The sequence below is a fragment of the Pseudoalteromonas sp. DL2-H2.2 genome (genome assembly GCF_021532535.1).
In the GTDB taxonomy this organism is placed as follows: Bacteria; Pseudomonadota; Gammaproteobacteria; order Enterobacterales; family Alteromonadaceae; genus Pseudoalteromonas; species Pseudoalteromonas rubra_A.
In genome coordinates this window covers 1-16,962 of record NZ_JAKGBD010000024.1, presented here as the reverse complement: position 1 = coordinate 16,962, position 16,962 = coordinate 1, and the positions used below count along the sequence as shown (strand labels likewise).

18 protein-coding genes are annotated in these 16,962 nt (G+C 50.4%); 11 read left to right on the top strand and 7 right to left on the bottom strand.

The features are described from left to right. Window positions 1-41: 41 nt before the first annotated feature. From L1285_RS22940 to L1285_RS22930, 3 genes are all read left to right on the top strand, one after another. Window positions 42-1,493, top strand: a complete 1,452-nt coding sequence (locus L1285_RS22940) for a TrkH family potassium uptake protein (protein WP_046004757.1) — start codon at window positions 42-44, stop codon at window positions 1,491-1,493. A 536-nt stretch (window positions 1,494-2,029) separates the two neighbouring features. Beyond that, a complete protein-coding gene (locus L1285_RS22935; protein WP_156158641.1) occupies window positions 2,030-2,503 on the top strand; it encodes a hypothetical protein in 474 nt (157 codons plus the stop codon). A 91-nt stretch (window positions 2,504-2,594) separates the two neighbouring features. Next, window positions 2,595-3,275, top strand: coding sequence for a flagellar brake domain-containing protein (locus L1285_RS22930; protein WP_046004758.1), 681 nt, complete (start codon window positions 2,595-2,597; stop codon window positions 3,273-3,275). 38 nt (window positions 3,276-3,313) lie between these two features. Here the strand turns inward: L1285_RS22930 and trkA are convergent, their stop codons facing one another. The 4 genes from trkA to def are packed head-to-tail and all read right to left on the bottom strand — an operon-like array spanning window position 3,314 to window position 7,491. Continuing rightward, a complete protein-coding gene (trkA, locus tag L1285_RS22925) occupies window positions 3,314-4,690 on the bottom strand; it encodes a Trk system potassium transporter TrkA (RefSeq protein ID WP_046004759.1) in 1,377 nt (458 codons plus the stop codon). A gap of 17 nt (window positions 4,691-4,707) precedes the next feature. After that, the gene (rsmB, locus tag L1285_RS22920) at window positions 4,708-5,991 is read right to left on the bottom strand and encodes a 16S rRNA (cytosine(967)-C(5))-methyltransferase RsmB (protein ID WP_235414475.1); all 1,284 of its coding nucleotides are present in this window, start codon (window positions 5,989-5,991) and stop codon (window positions 4,708-4,710) included. After that, on the bottom strand, window positions 5,991-6,935 hold the full coding sequence (fmt, locus tag L1285_RS22915) for a methionyl-tRNA formyltransferase (RefSeq protein ID WP_046004761.1): 945 nt from the start codon (window positions 6,933-6,935) through the stop codon (window positions 5,991-5,993). The genes rsmB and fmt overlap by 1 nt, the downstream gene beginning before the upstream one ends. Window positions 6,936-6,981: 46 nt before the next feature. Further along, a complete protein-coding gene (def, locus tag L1285_RS22910) occupies window positions 6,982-7,491 on the bottom strand; it encodes a peptide deformylase (protein WP_235414474.1) in 510 nt (169 codons plus the stop codon). Window positions 7,492-7,607: 116 nt separating this feature from the next. Between def and L1285_RS22905 the strand changes: the two genes are divergently transcribed. The 6 genes from L1285_RS22905 (at window position 7,608) to hemF (ending at window position 12,570) form a co-directional block, all read left to right on the top strand. Further along, complete coding sequence (locus L1285_RS22905) at window positions 7,608-8,729, top strand: LysM peptidoglycan-binding domain-containing protein (protein ID WP_046004763.1); 1,122 nt, start codon at window positions 7,608-7,610, stop codon at window positions 8,727-8,729. Window positions 8,730-8,797: 68 nt separating this feature from the next. Next, window positions 8,798-9,877, top strand: a complete 1,080-nt coding sequence (gene dprA, locus L1285_RS22900; RefSeq protein ID WP_235414473.1) for a DNA-processing protein DprA — start codon at window positions 8,798-8,800, stop codon at window positions 9,875-9,877. Window positions 9,878-9,879: 2 nt separating this feature from the next. Beyond that, the gene (locus L1285_RS22895) at window positions 9,880-10,353 is read left to right on the top strand and encodes a DUF494 family protein (protein WP_046004765.1); all 474 of its coding nucleotides are present in this window, start codon (window positions 9,880-9,882) and stop codon (window positions 10,351-10,353) included. Window positions 10,354-10,493: 140 nt separating this feature from the next. Beyond that, window positions 10,494-11,063 (top strand): DNA topoisomerase family protein, encoded by a 570-nt coding sequence (locus tag L1285_RS22890; RefSeq protein ID WP_235414472.1) that lies wholly within the window; start codon window positions 10,494-10,496, stop codon window positions 11,061-11,063. Next, window positions 11,060-11,635, top strand: a complete 576-nt coding sequence (locus L1285_RS22885) for a Sua5/YciO/YrdC/YwlC family protein (protein WP_235414471.1) — start codon at window positions 11,060-11,062, stop codon at window positions 11,633-11,635. Before L1285_RS22890 ends, L1285_RS22885 begins: the two co-directional genes overlap by 4 nt. Next, the gene (gene hemF / locus L1285_RS22880) at window positions 11,635-12,570 is read left to right on the top strand and encodes an oxygen-dependent coproporphyrinogen oxidase (protein WP_235414470.1); all 936 of its coding nucleotides are present in this window, start codon (window positions 11,635-11,637) and stop codon (window positions 12,568-12,570) included. Before L1285_RS22885 ends, hemF begins: the two co-directional genes overlap by 1 nt. A gap of 218 nt (window positions 12,571-12,788) precedes the next feature. Here hemF and L1285_RS22875 read toward each other — a convergent pair whose 3' ends face one another. Further along, window positions 12,789-14,396 (bottom strand): methyl-accepting chemotaxis protein, encoded by a 1,608-nt coding sequence (locus L1285_RS22875; RefSeq protein WP_125718691.1) that lies wholly within the window; start codon window positions 14,394-14,396, stop codon window positions 12,789-12,791. 103 nt (window positions 14,397-14,499) lie between these two features. Further along, window positions 14,500-14,961: a group II truncated hemoglobin gene (locus L1285_RS22870; RefSeq protein WP_046004770.1), complete on the bottom strand. Its 462-nt coding sequence runs from the start codon at window positions 14,959-14,961 to the stop codon at window positions 14,500-14,502. 29 nt (window positions 14,962-14,990) lie between these two features. Between L1285_RS22870 and aroE the strand changes: the two genes are divergently transcribed. After that, a complete protein-coding gene (gene aroE / locus L1285_RS22865; RefSeq protein WP_235414469.1) occupies window positions 14,991-15,812 on the top strand; it encodes a shikimate dehydrogenase in 822 nt (273 codons plus the stop codon). Further along, window positions 15,809-16,048, top strand: coding sequence for a DUF1488 domain-containing protein (locus L1285_RS22860; RefSeq protein ID WP_235414468.1), 240 nt, complete (start codon window positions 15,809-15,811; stop codon window positions 16,046-16,048). The genes aroE and L1285_RS22860 overlap by 4 nt, the downstream gene beginning before the upstream one ends. Here L1285_RS22860 and L1285_RS22855 read toward each other — a convergent pair. Continuing rightward, the gene (locus L1285_RS22855; protein WP_235414467.1) at window positions 16,034-16,582 is read right to left on the bottom strand and encodes a gamma carbonic anhydrase family protein; all 549 of its coding nucleotides are present in this window, start codon (window positions 16,580-16,582) and stop codon (window positions 16,034-16,036) included. The two genes, L1285_RS22860 and L1285_RS22855, sit on opposite strands and share 15 nt — an antisense overlap. Window positions 16,583-16,962 lie beyond the last annotated feature (380 nt).

Sequence of the window (16,962 nt, the reverse complement as noted above, 5' to 3'; positions counted from 1 at the left end):
TAGACAATCGGGTGTAATTACAATAACTCGCGAATCGCGCCATGCAATTTCGTACCATTATAAAGATACTCGGACAGCTCGTTGCGCTCTTTAGTCTGACTATGGTGCCTCCGGCTCTGGTGTCTTTGATCTACAAGGACGGCGGCGGTGTGCCGTTTGTTCTGGCATTTATCTTTAGTGTCCTGATTGGCCTGATGGCCTACTACCCGAACCGCAAAGAGCAGGGCGACCTGAAGGCCAGAGAGGGCTTCTTGATCGTGGTTTTGTTCTGGCTGGTACTGGGTGCCTTCGCGGCCGTGCCGCTGATCTTCTTAAGTGAGCCTAACCTGTCTTTTGCCGATGCAGTCTTTGAAGCGTTTTCCGGTCTGACAACCACAGGCGCGACGGTACTGACAGGTATCGAGTATTTACCTAAGTCGGTGCTTTTCTATCGTCAGCAACTACAATGGCTCGGCGGTATGGGGATCATTGTACTGGCCGTTGCCGTACTGCCTATGCTCGGCGTAGGTGGCATGCAGCTGTACCGGGCTGAAACGCCAGGGCCGGTAAAGGATTCCAAGATGACGCCGCGCATTGCCGATACCGCCAAGCATTTATGGTACATCTATGTGACGCTGACACTGGCCTGTACGCTGGCGTATGCCTGGGCAGGCATGAGCTGGTTTGATGCCATTTGTCATGCCTTTGCGACCATCGCCATTGGGGGGTTCTCAACCTATGACGCCTCGATAGGCTACTTCGATAGCCCAATGATCAATGCCATTTGTGTGTTCTTCCTGCTTATTGCTGCGGCTAACTTCTCTTTGCATTATGCGGCCGTGGCAGGTCGGAATATCAAAGTCTATTTCAGAGATCCTGAACTCAAAGTCTTTTTGTTTATTCAGCTGGCGCTGGTGGTCCTGTGTTTTGCGGTGCTGTCGTCCAAGCAGGTGTACAGCAATGGGGATGAAACGCTGGATCACGCTTTGTTTCAGGCGGTCTCCATCAGCACCACCGCCGGCTTTGCCACCGACAGCTTTGCAGCCTGGCCTTTGTTCCTGCCAATTCTGCTGATTTTTTCCAGCTTTATTGGGGGCTGTGCGGGCTCCACCGGCGGCGGTATGAAAGTCGTACGGGTATTTTTACTCTACCTACAGGGGATCCGGGAGCTCAATCGTCTGGTGCATCCGCGTGCTATCTATTCAATTAAGTTAGGCCGTAAAGCGTTGCCCGATAAAGTCGTCGAAGCGGTATGGGGCTTTTTCTCTGCCTATGCACTGGTATTTGTGATCATCATGATTGCACTGCTGGGGACCGGGCTGGATAACATCACGGCTTTCTCTGCCACTGCGGCCTGTCTGAATAATTTGGGTCCGGGCCTCGGCGATGTGGCCGCACATTATGGTGACATTCCTGATTCCGCGAAATGGATCCTGACCATCGCTATGGTCTTCGGCCGCCTCGAGATCTTCACCCTGCTGGTTTTGTTCACCCCCACATTCTGGCGTGGGTGAGGCACGGTCGCTACGCGACGACGAGTGACTTAACGTCACTCGGAGAGTGCCGAACGCGAGGCCGGGGGCGTCGAGCCGTGGATGGCCGAGCCGTGGATGGCCGAGCCGGAATACACCGCCATGGATGGCTTTGGGCACTTATCTAATCGCAGCTGGTCGAGCCACACTATACCGCCATGGATGGCTTTAGGTACCTTTCCCAACTCTCTCCTGTGATGATTACGACTCAAACAAGCTGACCTGATAAAGGTATATTTGTAAATTTAAATTATGTCATTTAACTTTGAAATCAACTTTTTAACAATTTTAAATGGTTAAAAATCAAGTGTTTATGTCGTATTTTGGGCGTGTGTAGACTGCTCCAGGTTAATTCCGGTTAAAAAAATATATCAAAAAACGCAAAAAATGCATTTTTTCATTATCGATGGTGTCATATTTGTATCTTCAGGGTTAATACCCGACCTTTTAAGTTGCCCACACAGGAAAGTGGGAGTTGCCAGAAAATAAAATTATGAGGAGTGGCCGGGATGTTTGCCATGTCACAACAAAATAAACACAAAGCAATAGCAGCAGGGATTGTCAGCCAGGTGAATCTGGCTGGTGGCGCTGGTGATTTAACTGAATGTGTGGCTCAGCTTAACCAGTATATGAATGGTGCCGGGAGCTTACAGTACGATAACCACCTGCCGTCTGCGCACGATAGTGTATCACTGCTGCGCTATGATGGGGTTGAGGTCGGCGAGTGCATGATTGGTATTATTTCAGAAAACGCATTATGGCAGACACGCAGTTTACCGCCGCTGGTAATGAAAGCGCAAACGGGTCGGCTGGCCCACAGTCACCATGAGCCTATGCTGGGCATTACCTTTATTAGCAAACGCAATGGTGAGCCTATGTTGTTCTTTACTGAGCATTACGAGCAACATCTGGCGTTGAGTACGCTGGAAGTGCAAAGCCGCATGATGACCCTCAGGGATGCTGCAATTTTGCTGAAAGGGTATTTGCAATAAGAATAACCCCGTACCTTTAATGGGGTTTTGGCATTATATTAATTAGATTTTACTGCTACACTATTTGCAGAGTAGTTAGCAGGGTTACAAGATGTTGAAGCGTAAAACGCAACGGAGCAGGAAGCACTTAACGCAAATCCCAGCGGGCAGTTTGATCGATATCGAAATCGTTATGCCGGCCAGCCGGAAACGCGTCCGTACAGAGTTTATCGGGGTGCTTGAAGATCAATATATTATTTTAAACTATCCCAACCCTAAGCGACTCGGCGCGGCGGCAGATTATGTGAAGACAGGTACGGAGATCATCGTCCGGGCCCTGCCTGAAGACAGCAATGGTCAGATCATTGCCTTCAAAGAGAACATTAAAGCCATTAGTAATCACCCCGCGCGGCTTATTTTTCTGTTTTACCCTCGTGAAGTACAAACTTATCAGCTGCGTGCCCAAACCCGCGTGCCAGCCCTAATCCCGGCCATTTTACAATTACCTGATTACAATGAAGTTGGGATCATCAAAGACATCTCACTGTCTGGCATGATGTTCGACATTCAAAAAGAGCACCTGCCGGACGACCTGGAATCGGAAAACTGTGAGGTACTGATTGAAGGCAAAGACGACAATGCGTCAGCCATCAAAGGTAAGGTGTGTCGTATTATTGAAAGTGCAGAGGGCAATGTGTCTTTGGGGATCCAGGTGGTGGGCCCGGATACCACTATAAAAGCGGTATTAAAAGACTACCTGATTGACTTGTCTATTTTGTCCGACGAGGAATAACACGGGCCGACCTAAGGTCAGCCCTGAGCTGGTGCAAATTACACAAACAGGGCACTAACCTGGAAGAGCTTTTCTACGATGCCGATATGCTTTTTATCTATCAGGAACATGATGACATGATCGCCTGAAAGAATAATGGTGTCATCATGGGCAATTAACACTTCGTCATCCCGCACAATGGCACCTATGGTGGTGCCCGCAGGAAGCTTTATATCCCGGATAGCCCGGCCAACCACTTTCGACGTGTTTTCATCACCATGCGCAACCGCTTCGATGGCTTCTGCTGCACCTTTACGCAATGAGTAAACGTTCACAATATCACCGCGCCTTACATGTGTGAGCAATGCAGAGATAGTGGCTTGCTGCGGAGAAATAGCAATGTCAATTTCGCCACCCTGAACCAGGTCGACATAAGCGCCCCGCTGGATCAGCACCATGGTCTTTTGCGCGCCCATACGTTTGGCCAGCATGGCGGCCATGATGTTGGCTTCATCATCGTTGGTTACAGCAATAAACACATCAACCTGCTCAATATGCTCTTCAGATAACAGCTCCTGATCAGAGGCGTCACCACAAAAGACCACGGTATTGTCGAGCATTTCAGACAGCGAAGCGGCTCTGTCGTGGTTTCGTTCAATCAGTTTAACGCTGTGGTTTTTCTCAAGTGAGCGAGCGAGGCCTGCACCGATATTACCACCGCCGGCAATCATAATTTTACGATAGGAGCGTTCCAGCTTTTGCAGCTCGTTCATCACCGCACGAATATGTTTGGTTGCCGCGATGAAGAAAACCTCATCATCTGCTTCTATGACAGTGGTACCAAGCGGCTTAATCGCTTTACCCTGACGATAAATAGCCGCCACCCGGGTGTCGACATTGGGAATGTGCTCTTTCAGTGCTGACAACGCGTAGCCAACCAGCATACCACCATAATAGGCTTTAACCGCCACCAAAGAGAGCATGCCATCGGCGAATTGCAGTACCTGTAGCGCACCGGGGTAGTCGATCAGGCGACGAATATAACGAGTCACCAGCTGCTCCGGAGCGATATAGTGGTCAACCGGCAGGTCGTCGTTATGAAAGAGCTTTTCCCGGTACTTCAGGTATTGCTCAGAGCGGATCCGGGCAATTTTGGTGGGTGTATTAAAAATACTGTAGGCCACCTGACAGGCGATCATATTGACCTCGTCCGAGCTGGTCACCGCAATGACCATATCGGCATCTTCGGCACCGGCTTGCCTGAGCACATCCGGGTGTGCACTGTGCCCGGTCACGCCTTGCAGGTCGTATTTATCCTGCAATTCCCGCAGTCGTTCGCCGTCAATGTCGACCACAGTGATTTCGTTCTGTTCGCCGACCAAGTTTTCGGCTAGTGTACCGCCGACTTGTCCGGCGCCTAAGATGATGATTTTCATAAGCTAGTTTAGCGCTATTATTGTTTTTTCAGCCGCGCGTAATAAAAGCCATCGGTATGGCCTGGCAGCAATTGCAATCCGGGTTTATCCGGCGTGTCCTGTGCGTGCAGCGGGGTGAGCTGCGCATCTGCCGTGCGTGCTAAAAATGCCGTTACTTGCTCGGTATTTTCCTGAGGCAGCACAGAGCAGGTTGCATACACTAACGTACCGCCGGGCTTGAGCAGTGGCCAGATGGCATCCAAAATGCTGGCCTGTAAAGCCGCCAGCTCATCGATGTCGGTGGCACGACGCAACCATTTGATGTCTGGGTGTCGACGGATCACGCCGGTTGCCGAGCAGGGCACATCCAATAAAATGCGATCAAACTGCTCGCCCTGCCACCAGGTATCTGGTGTTGCAGCATTGGCTTCAAGACACTGGGCACTGAGGTGCAGACGCTTAAGGTTTTCATCGACGCGTTTGAGGCGCTCACCATCGGCATCCAAGGCAATCACATTGGCATCGGCCAGCTCCAGAATATGGCAGGTTTTACCACCGGGGGCGGCACAGGCATCGAGAATATGCTCGCCATCTTGTGGGTCCAGTAGCCGGGCTGCCATTTGCGCTGCGGCATCCTGCACTGAGCTGACTCCCTGAGCAAAGTCTGGTAATTGCTGCACATCCACAGGTTTGGTCAGCAAAATGCCATCTGCAAAGTCCGGGTCCAGCGTATGTGCAATGCGTTCACCATCGAGGCGCGCGGCATAGTCTGCGGTGCTCGACTGGCGTTGGTTTACGCGTAACCACATAGGTGCTTGCTGCTGGTTGTCTTGCAAAATATCTTGCCATTGCTCAGGGTAAGCCGCCTGTAGCTTTTTGATAAACCAGCCCGGATGGTTGTATTTGCATACCGGGATAGCATCGGCGCTGGCTTCCAGTGTGTCCTGAGCGCGCTGAAAGTTACGTAATACCGCGTTTATCAGCCCCTTCAAACCGGGGGCCTGAAGCTTATTGGCCGCATTAACGGTTTCGGCGACGGCCGCATGAGAAGGCACTCGCATGTGTTGCAGCTGATAAATACCCACATACAACAAAAACTGAAAGACCCGGTTCTTACCTTTAAGCGGTTGCTCCAGCAGTTGCTGACAATAGTGCTCCAGGCTTGGCAGATAGCGCAAAACGCCATAACAGATCTGTTGTAACAGGGCTCGGTCTTTTACTGGTAACTGACGGCTGGCATAGGGCAATTGGGTCGTCAGTGACTGGCCTTTATCAACAACCTGAAACAGGGTTTGCGCGGCAAGCGCGCGTACATTGGCCATCAGGCACCCACCTGGCTACCGGGGGTTACCCAGTCGCTGCGACCATTTAAAAAGTCTTGTGCCGACATCGGCTTTTTACCTTGAGGCTGAAGCTGTGTGATAGTCAGTGCTTGCTCACCACAAGCAATGGTGATGCCGGCTTTGTCGGCACTGAGTACCTGACCGGGCGTGCCTTGCTGCGATACCACAGTCGCCTGCCAAACCTTAACCGTTTGTCCCTGCATTTGGGTGTAGCAAACCGGCCAGGGATTAAAGGCGCGGATGTTACGCTCAATTTGTGCCGCGTCCATTGTCCAGTCTATATTGGCTTCTTCTTTAGAAAGCTTTTTGGCGTAGTTTGCCTGCGCATCATCCTGCGGCTCGGCACTGAGCTTGTCTTCGGCTAGTTTGTCCAGAGTCTCCACTAATGCATCGGGTCCCAGCTCGGCCAGTTTGTTATACAGGCTGGCGCTGGTTTCGTCCTGGTCTATTGGGCAGGTTGCAATGTGCAGCATGTCGCCGGTATCCAGGCCTTCATCCATTTGCATAATGGTGACGCCTGTTTCTTTATCGCCAGCCCAGATAGCACGCTGGATTGGCGCCGCACCACGCCAGCGTGGCAAGATTGAACCATGTACGTTGAGACAGCCAAGTCTTGGCGTATCTAAAATGGCTTTTGGTAATAACAGGCCATAAGCCACCACAACCATCACGTCTGCTTCCAGCGCAGCAAGCTGTGCTTGGGCATCGTCAGACTTGAGAGACTGAGGCTGATAGACCGGCAGGTTATGTTCCAGTGCCAGGGTTTTTACTTCGCTGGCTTTGAGTTTTTTACCGCGGCCGGCAGGGCGGTCGGGCTGGCTGTATACAGCGACAACGTCATGGTGTGATGCGATCAGCGCTGCCAAGTGCTTGGCAGCAAAATCCGGGGTGCCCGCAAAGACAATACGCAGAGATTTGCTCACTTAAGATCCCAGTTTAGGTAGTAATTAATAGTCGGTAACGACACGCTTACGCGCGTGCCGCCAGTTTGGCTTCTTTTTCGATTTTTTTACGGATCCGCTGACGCTTCAGCGGCGACAAGTAATCGATGAACAACTTGCCCTGCAGGTGGTCGAGTTCGTGCTGTACGCACACAGCTAACAAACCATCAGCGTCAAATTCGTAGCTTTCGCCGTGCTCGTTAAGTGCTTTAACGGTAACGGTCTCTGCGCGATCAACTTTGGCGTAGGAATAAGGCACAGACAAACAGCCTTCTTCGCTGATGGTTGAGCCATCTTTGGCCGTGATTTCAGGGTTGATCAATACGCGTGGCTCGTTGCGCTCTTCTGATACATCGATCACCACAATGCGCTGGTGAATATCTACCTGCGTGGCGGCAAGGCCAATACCATTTTCTTCATACATGGTTTCCAGCATGTCCGCGACAATCTGGCGAGTGTCGTCATTTACTTCGGCGACCGGTTTTGCAACCGTACGCAAACGCTCATCTGGAAAACTCAGTACTGCTAACTTAGCCATAGATACCTTTTACACTTGAATTAAATGGGGTAATGTATGCTCTTATTTTAGCCATTCACGTTCCCCTTTAACAGGTTTTGGTGGATAATATCGAAAAATAACTCAAGGAAGCCTGCATGAAATCTCATATTGCCGCCCTTTTGCTGGCAACGAGTGCTGTTTTTCCTGCCCTAGCACAAACGCTGGCGGTTAAAACCAGTGCGCCCGAGCGTTATGTCGTTAAAAAAGGGGATACCCTTTGGGATATTTCCAGTCTGTATCTGAACAGTCCCTGGAAGTGGCCTGCATTGTGGCAGTGGAATCCACAAATCAACAATCCGCATCTGATTTATCCCGGGGACGTGTTATCGCTGCACTATGATAGCGAGGGGAATCCACGGCTGAGTCTGGCTAAGGGCGTACGTCGACTCTCCCCTCAGGTCCGTGTTGTCAGTGATAAAAACCAGGCTATTCCGACTTTGCCTTTGGCGGTGATGGAACCCTTTATGCGCTTTGAACAGGCGATGGGGGAGTCAGACTTTGACCAGTTGCCTATGGTGCTGGGCTCAAACTTCAATTACAAAATGAACATTGAAGGGCATCTTTTGTATGTCAAAGGGGATCTGCCTCGTGGTGGTAACTATGGTATTTATCGTAAGGGAGACGCTTACCGCGATCCTGATAACGGCGCGATATTAGCCTATGAGTCTATTTTGGTCGGGACCGGCCGGGTGGTCAGAACCGGTAATATTGAAGCCGGTAAACCGAGCACAGTGAAGATTGAATCGGTTCGTCGTGAGGTAAAGCCCAGTGACGTGCTGATGCCTATCTCGAGCGGACAAAGTTATTCGGCTAACTTCAAAATGACCCAGCCGGTGCAGGCCATTTCAGGCAACATCATTGCGAGCAGCAATAAGTTGCGTGAGTTCAGCACCATGGCGGTTGTGGTTATCGACTTAGGTCGTAAAGATGACCTGCATGAAGGGAATGTACTTGCAATCCATCGCCAGTCTCCTACAGTGATTGAGAAGGAGTCGGGTCCGAGTTATATCGAAGATGCCAGCAGCCTGGACAAAGTGATCACGCAAGTGAGCGAATGGTTTGGTGAAGAGAACGACGAAGACAGCGTCGTCTGGCATATGCCAAAAGAACAGGTCGGCGAACTCATGTTGTTCAAAGTGTATGACAACATCAGTTATGCCATGGTGACCAAAACACGCCAGCCCGTCAGAGTGGGGGATTCTGTCAGCAGTCGTTAATCCCGCAGCTTGCCTTAGTATGATTTCGTGGTTTTAGCACAGGAGTGCACTTTGCTCAGGGAGGGCGCATGGCAACACTGGATTTACGGCACAGTCTGGCACTGAGGATATGTCCCGGGCTGGGCAGCAATACACTGGAGCGGGCGATTCAGCACATCACGCCCGCCGAACTCTTTACTGTTTCGCCTCTTAGATTGCATGAAGTGGGGCTGCCTCAGGATGCAATCCACTACCTTCAAGCGCCAGACTGGCACTTTATCGATACCCTGATCCAACGATGCATCGCGCAGCACATTCAGCTGGTTGGCTACTTTGACGCCGCTTACCCGCCATTATTAAAACAGATCAGCAGCGCACCTTTGATGCTCTTTTGCAAAGGCCGGTTGTCTTTATTATCTGAGCCACAAATTGCCATCGTTGGTAGTCGTAATGCAACAGCCACCGGACTGGAGATTGCCAGGGAGTTTGGCCGGTCACTCAGTGGGGCGGGCATGACGGTGACTTCGGGGCTGGCCAGAGGCGTGGATGGTGCAGCCCATCAGGGCGCGCTGAGCCAGGGGGGCGCCACCCTGGCAGTACTGGGGACCGGGGTCGATGTGGTCTATCCGCGCCGTCACAATACTCTCTATCAGCAGGTCGCCGAGCAGGGGTTACTGGTGAGCGAATTTTTACCGGGCAGCCAACCTAAAGCCGAGCACTTTCCGCGTCGCAATCGGATTATTTCAGGCCTCTCGCTGGGTGTGCTGGTGGTCGAGGCCGAAATAAAAAGTGGCTCATTGATCACCGCACGTTACGCCCTGGAGCAAAACAAAGAGGTGTTTGCCGTGCCTGGTTCAATCCGTAATCCCTTGTCTCAGGGGTGCCATTATTTGCTCAAAGACGGTGCAAAATTAACTGAGCGGATAGAGGATATTCTCGAAGAGGTAAGATTTTTCTCCGAAAACGGTCTATATATAGTAGAAAGTGACCAAAAACAGGAGCACTGCCCCGTATTGCAGCATCTCGGCTTTGAGGTAACCAGTGTAGATACCTTATCGCAGAGGACCCAGTGGCCAGTAGAGAAGGTGCTTGCCAGACTACTGGACCTTGAGCTTGAAGACAAAGTAGAACGCGTACTAGACGGCTACATCAAATTAGCGAGGGGTTAATTATGTTTGATATCCTAATGTATTTATTCGAAAACTATATTCACAGCGAAGCGGATATCTTCGTCGAACAAAACGAACTCACTGATGAACTGGTCGGGGCCGGTTTCAATCAAGACGAGATTTACAAAGCACTGGACTGGCTGGAGCAATTGGCCGATTTACAGCAGTCTGATGAAATTCCTTATTTAAACGCCCGCCCGGATAGCGCGATCCGGATCTACACTGAGCAAGAATGTGCCATGCTGGACATCGAATGTCGGGGCTTTTTGATGTTTGTTGAGCAAATAGGTGTGATAGATTGCACGACCCGAGAAATGGTCATTGACCGCTTATGTGCACTGGATAAACCGGCAATCTGCTTGGACGATTTAAAATGGGTGATCCTGATGGTGCTATTCAATGTTCCAGGTAAAGAACATGCCTATGCCCAGATGGAGGACCTGATCTTCGAAGAACCCACAGGTCCGCTGCATTAACCCCCTTACCTTCAATGAGGGGCACAGCTTCGTTAGGTCAGGCGAATTGCCTGGCTGACGCTTCTTTGTTCCTTATATCACTTTCCCTTGATACTATTACGAACGCACAGCCATTGGGGTGAAGTAGACGGGGACTTGTTATGAGTAAAATAGATCATTCGTTGTTTAATGCAGACCAGCATGCCCTGGAGCGGGAGTACGAAGTATGCCCCAAGTGTGGCTCTGAACTGGTGATCAAGCACAGTAAGTCGGGCCCTTTCCTTGGCTGCGCCAGTTATCCCGCGTGCGATTACATCCGCGCCATCGCGCATCATGATAACCATGATATTAAGGTGCTGGAAGACAGTGCCTGTCCTTTGTGTAGCGAGCCACTGGTTGTACGTAATGGTCGCTATGGCATGTTTATCGGGTGTACTGGCTATCCTCAGTGTCACTATATTGCCCACGATGATGAGCCAGAAGAAGCGTCGGGTCCGTCCTGTCCCAAGTGCCAAAAAGGCACCTTACACAAACGCCAGAATAAGTATGGCAAGTTTTTCTATGCCTGCGATGCATACCCACAGTGCAAGTACAGCGTGAATCACCCGCCGGTTGCACACCCTTGTGAGGCCTGTGGCTGGCCCGTCATGGTGCAAAAACACCGGGGTGGAAAAGCTGTGCTACAATGCCCGCAGAAAGTTTGTCAGCATACAATTGAGGAGCCTCAGTGAGCGAACAAGATACGCAACGTCAGTTACCCCAAAATGCCGTCGAAGCATTACAACAGGGGGGGCTGATCTGTTACCCGACCGAAGCCATTTTTGGTCTGGGCTGTGATCCCGATAACGAACAAGCCGTCCTTGCGCTGTTGTCACTGAAAGACCGCCCGGTAGAAAAAGGGCTGATCCTAATTGCCGATAATTTTGCTCAGTGCTTGCCGTACGTCGATGACAGTAAAATCCCGCAGGACAAACGCGCAGAGATCTTTTCATCCTGGCCTGGTCCGGTGACTTGGCTGTTACCAGTAAAAGCGAGCGCACCAGAGTGGGTGACGGGTGGCAACCCGAGTATCGCAATTCGCGTGACCGATCACCCTGTCGTGAAAGAATTGTGTCAGGCATTTGGCAAACCGATTGTTTCTACCAGTGCCAACTTTAGTGGCGAAGAGCCGGCTAAGACCTTGGCAGAAGCTCAGGCGGCATTTGGTGAACGGGTGGCATTTTATCAGGCGGGAGAGCTGGGTAAGCAAACCAGTCCAAGCCAGATCCGTGATGCCTTAAGTGGCAAAATTATAAGGAGTTAATGGCGTTGAGTCAGGTAAACTTAGAATCCGTTAAAGCCTTCTTACTCGCCCTGCAGGACGAAATTTGTCAGGGTCTGGAGCAGGCGGATGGCAGCGGCAAATTTGTTGAAGATGCATGGCAGCGTGAAGAGGGCGGCGGTGGTCGTACGCGTGTCATGCGAGACGGTGCCGTAATAGAGCAAGGGGGCGTGAACTTCTCCCATGTGTATGGTGCCTCTATGCCAGCTTCCGCCACGGCCCACCGGCCTGAACTGGCAGGGCGCAGCTTCCATGCCTGTGGTGTATCTTTGGTGATCCACCCTAAAAATCCGCATATTCCTACCAGTCACGCCAATGTGCGTTTTTTCATCGCCGAAAAAGAAGGTGAAGATCCTATCTGGTGGTTTGGCGGTGGCTTTGATCTCACACCTTTCTATCCGGTGCTTGAAGATGTTAAGCACTGGCACAGTGTTGCCAAAGCGGTATGTGAGCCGTTTGGTGAGCAGGTTTACGATGACTATAAAAAGTGGTGTGACGATTACTTCTATCTCAAGCATCGCAAAGAAACTCGGGGTGTGGGTGGTTTGTTCTTTGACGACCTCAACCAGTGGGGTTTCGACACCAGCTTTGCATTTATGCAAGCCGTAGGCAAAGGTTTCCTGGATGCCTATGTGCCCATCATGGAAAAGCGTAAAGATACGCCGTTCAGCGAGGCACAGCGTCAGTTCCAGTTATATCGTCGCGGCCGATATGTGGAGTTTAACCTGGTCTGGGACCGTGGCACTTTGTTTGGTCTGCAAACGGGTGGACGGACAGAATCTATTCTGATGTCGATGCCACCGCTGGCACGCTGGGAATATGATTTTACGCCAGCCGAAGACGCGCCAGAAGCTTTGTTGTACAAGCACTTTCTGCGCCCGCGAGATTGGTTAGCGATGACGTCGCTAGATGACTAGTTCGACTACATAATAATACCAATTTCACTTAATACCTGTTCAATTTGACGGAGCAAATAGGGCGCTAACGGCGTTAAAAATTTCTTATTTAGAACAACTAAATAGCAAAATTTTTGCCTTGTTATCGACCCTATTTTCTCGCCTCAAAATAGAACACTTAATTAAGCAAATTGGCATAAAAAAGGCGCCGGTGGCGCCTTTTTTATGCTTGGGGTTGATTAGTCCAATCGGAAACTACGCACCTGCTCATCCAAAGAGCGGGCCAGGTCGAGCAGGTTTTCACTGATCTGTTTGCTGCCATGGGCATCAATCAGTGATTGCTCAGCGTTGTCGCGAATTGCCACCACACTTTGATTGATCTCCTCGGCGGCCAGGTTCTGCTGCTCCGTTGCATCGGCAATTTGTACATTCAGAGCATTGATCTCATGCATCTGATTCGAAATATCTTTGAGTGCCTGTGCCACCTGCTTGACCTGCATGGCGCGGTCATCCGCTTCCTCACAAGATGCGCTCATTGCACTAACCGTTTGTGCGGCTTCGTTTTGCAGCTTGTCTATGGTGCGTTTTATTTCGTCGGTTGAATCATGCGTTCGGGTGGCCAGGGTGCGTACTTCGTCGGCAACCACCGCAAACCCGCGGCCTGCTTCACCGGCGCGGGCCGCTTCGATGGCGGCATTCAGTGCCAGTAAGTTTGTTTGTTCGGCAATGCTGCTGATCACTTCCAGTACTTTACCCACTTCCAGGGTTTGTGTCTGAAGCTGGCTAACCTGCTCTGCCGCCTGGCGCACATCGCGTGCCAGCTGATTAATGCTTTGCTCTGTACGCTCTGCCACAGCCATGCTTTGCTCGGCAAGGTGGTTGCTGCTGTCAGATTTTTCAGACGCAAAGTGGGTGGTGTTTTTCACTTCACTGGATGAGCTTTCCAGCTCATTGATAGCCGCAGCAACTGAGTCCGTGCCTTGCTTTTGCTCCTGAATAGCGCGCTCGGTCGTATCGGCGGCATTGTAGATCTGCTCGGCAGACTGGATCAGCACATGCGATGAGGCCGACACCTGAGCAATGTTGTCTTTAAACGACGCCATCATCTTATTAAAGTTGATGGCCAGCCGACCCAGTTCATCATCTATGGTATCGTCGATACGCAGCGACAGATCCTTGTTTTGGGTTGCCAGGCGCATCGTACGGCCCAGCGTTTTCAGGCGCACAATAAAGAGCTTGCGAAAAAGAATACCCAGAATGACAAACGTCGTGGCAAAAATGCCCGTCAGTAAGCCTGTGCTCAGCCAGGTGTTGCTGTGCACCGTGTCATCAATATCTTCAAGAGAGTAACTGATCCGCACTGCACCAAGCACGTCGCCTTCTTGTGCCTGATGGCAACCCAGACAGTTAGTCCCTTTATAGTCTTCCTTTGCGACCATAGGTTTGAGGTAGGTCATGATACGTTTACCGTCGCGCTGTTCAATAACCAGGGTTTCCTGACCCCGTAATGCTGCCCGCTCGACCTCGCTGGTGGGTTGCTGATTGGGGTTGCCCATACCATACAGCTTATTGATTTTGTCACCACGAATAATATGTGCGTCTTCAATGTTATCGTGATTACGCATTTTGTCGCTGAGGATCTCGCGATTGGCCATTGTGCCGGTGAGCATCATAGTGTTGATAGAATCGAAATAATTGTCTGCCAACAAACGAATATTGGTCTCGACGGTTTCTTCGGCCAGTTGTTTTTGCTGACTGGAGTTACTTAATATACTGGCGATCAGCACCAGTACGCCGGTAATGGCAAGTAACGCATAAATTTTATGTTGAATGGATTTCACACGCATCGCACCTTAAAAAAGCAGAGCCGTTATTATGCGTGTTTAGTAACCAGGGCAGTTTGACTTAGCGCAAAAAATTATTGCGCTAATTTAATATAAAATTAATACTTTAGTCGTGATTTATCATGTGTGTGGCTAATTGAGCCAGCGATTTTCGCAATCCTTCTCGTAACAAAGGGTTGTCGACTTCCTGATCTAGGGCTTTGTCCATGCAGTACATCCACTGGTCGCGCAGCTCTTTATTTATCGTAAATGGCATATGGCGCATTCTGAGCCTGGGGTGACCATATTGTTCTGCAAACAAGTCCGGACCGCCCAGCCAGCCGGAGAGAAACTCGAAAAATACCTGACGGATGCGATCCAGTGGTAACGGGTGCATATCGTATAAAGGTTTAGCGTAGGGGTCACTTTCCATAATGTCATAGAAGCGGTTGGCCAGCGCTCGGGTGCCAGCTTCGCCACCGATGATCTCATAAGGTGTTTTCTCGGGCGTCGGAGCCTGATGGGTTGCATCTGAGGATGGATTGTCACTTGCATCTTGATTAAAGATGCGTTTAATTAACTGCTTCATATAACATCACTATATCGTTAGGCCGTTCAATGGATAAATACGCGGTTTTTGGAAACCCGATTAAGCATTCTAAATCTCCTGTCATTCATACGCAATTTGCTGGTCAGTTTAATTCGGTCATTGAGTACCGAGCCATACTGGCTGAATTGTCTGAATTCGAATCGACTGTAGTGGAATTTTTTGCCCAGGGTGGTCTGGGTGCCAATGTCACTTTGCCCTTTAAAGAGCGCGCATATCAATTGGCTGACCAGTTGACGGAGCGAGCCAGGTTAGCTGGAGCAGTCAATACATTGATGCCACAAACAGATGGTTCAATACTGGGCGACAATACAGATGGTGCAGGGCTGGTTGCTGACTTACTGCGCCATATCGAGACCTTATCAGGTGCCACAGTCCTGCTGATTGGCGCGGGAGGCGCTGCGCGTGGCTGTGTTTATCCACTTTTGCAAGCCGGGGCTGCGAGTGTAGTGATTGCCAATCGTACCGCAGAAAAAGCACAGCAACTTGCCCAGTTGTTTGCTGATTATGGCGAGGTGCAGGGCGTTGCACTAAATGGCATTCCTGATAAGCACTATGATCTGGTGATTAACTCAACGTCATCGAGTGTCACAGGGCAGGTGCCAGACGTCGACCCTCTGCATGTCAGCAGCTGCGCACTGGCGTATGACATGTTTTATAGCGATCAGCAAACAGCCTTTTTGGCTTGGGTCACTGAGTATAATGCGAAAGCGCACTGTGTGGATGGTATGGGCATGCTGGTGGGGCAGGCTGCTGAAGCGTTTGCCCTATGGCGAGGTCAAACCCCAGAGATAGCCCCTGTGCTGAGTGCGATGAAAGAGGGCAGACTATGAATCAGCAGATCCTGATCAATGATGATATTCACTACGATGATACACGCCAGTGCTTGGTATTCACCGCTATGGCATCGGGCATGCTGGTTTCTTGTGTAATTGAGACCACGCTGTCAAAAGAGCAGGCGCTCACACACTTTAAAGCACACCAGTTTGACTACGAAATGCAGGCCGAGCAGCAAATTGAAGAAGAGGCGTACTCGGCCCAGGGGGAAATTGAACTAGTCCAGCTCTGACAGGTAGTCATTTTTGAGTTCGACGTAGTTCTGCGCCGATGTTTTTAAAAAGGCGATCTCCTGCTCGTTGAGTGGCCGAGCCTGCTTAACCGGGCTGCCAACATACAGGTAGCCCGACTCCAGGCGTTTATTAGGAGGCACTAAAGCACCACCACCTATGATCACGTCGTCCTCTACCACGACATTGTCCATAACAATTGCTCCCATGCCGACCAGGATGCGATTGCCCAGCTGGCAGCCATGCAACATCACTTTGTGGCCAACGGTCACATCATCTCCAATGATCAGAGGGTAACCATCCGGGTTTGAAGCACTTGAGCGAGTAAGGTGTAATACGCTGCCATCCTGAACATTGGTACGTTTGCCAATCTTGATAAAGTTCACGTCTCCTCGCGCTGCGACTAAAGGCCAGACACTGCTGTCTTCTCCTACTTCTATATCGCCAACCAAAACGGCGCTCTCATCTACATACACGCCGGCTGCTAATTTGGGGGTTTTGCCTTTATAACTTCTGCCTTTGTATTTGTTTGTCATTTTAGTATCCCTTTATTACCTGCTGTTACCGCTATTCTTGGTACTGAGTTCAGTGTAGATCTTTGCTCTATAGATCTCCAGCCCCGCATAAAGCGCAATATTGCATGTTTTACATGCATTTTTGCACTGTTTGGTATGATTTTTATTCGAACGCGCCGTTTTTCTCACTTTTCTTCAAAAAAGGGGTTGCGCTGAGTTTCGATTTCCCTATAATGCGCATCCACCGACACGGGGAGCAGCGCTGAAAAGCAAAGAGCCAAGTGACGGGAAAGCCAAACGGAAAGCTTAATTAAGAAAAATTAAATTTTCTAGTTGACTTTAAAAGTGAAGCGGTTAATATGGCGCTCCACTTCGCAGCAAGGCTGCGGTAACTGACCAAG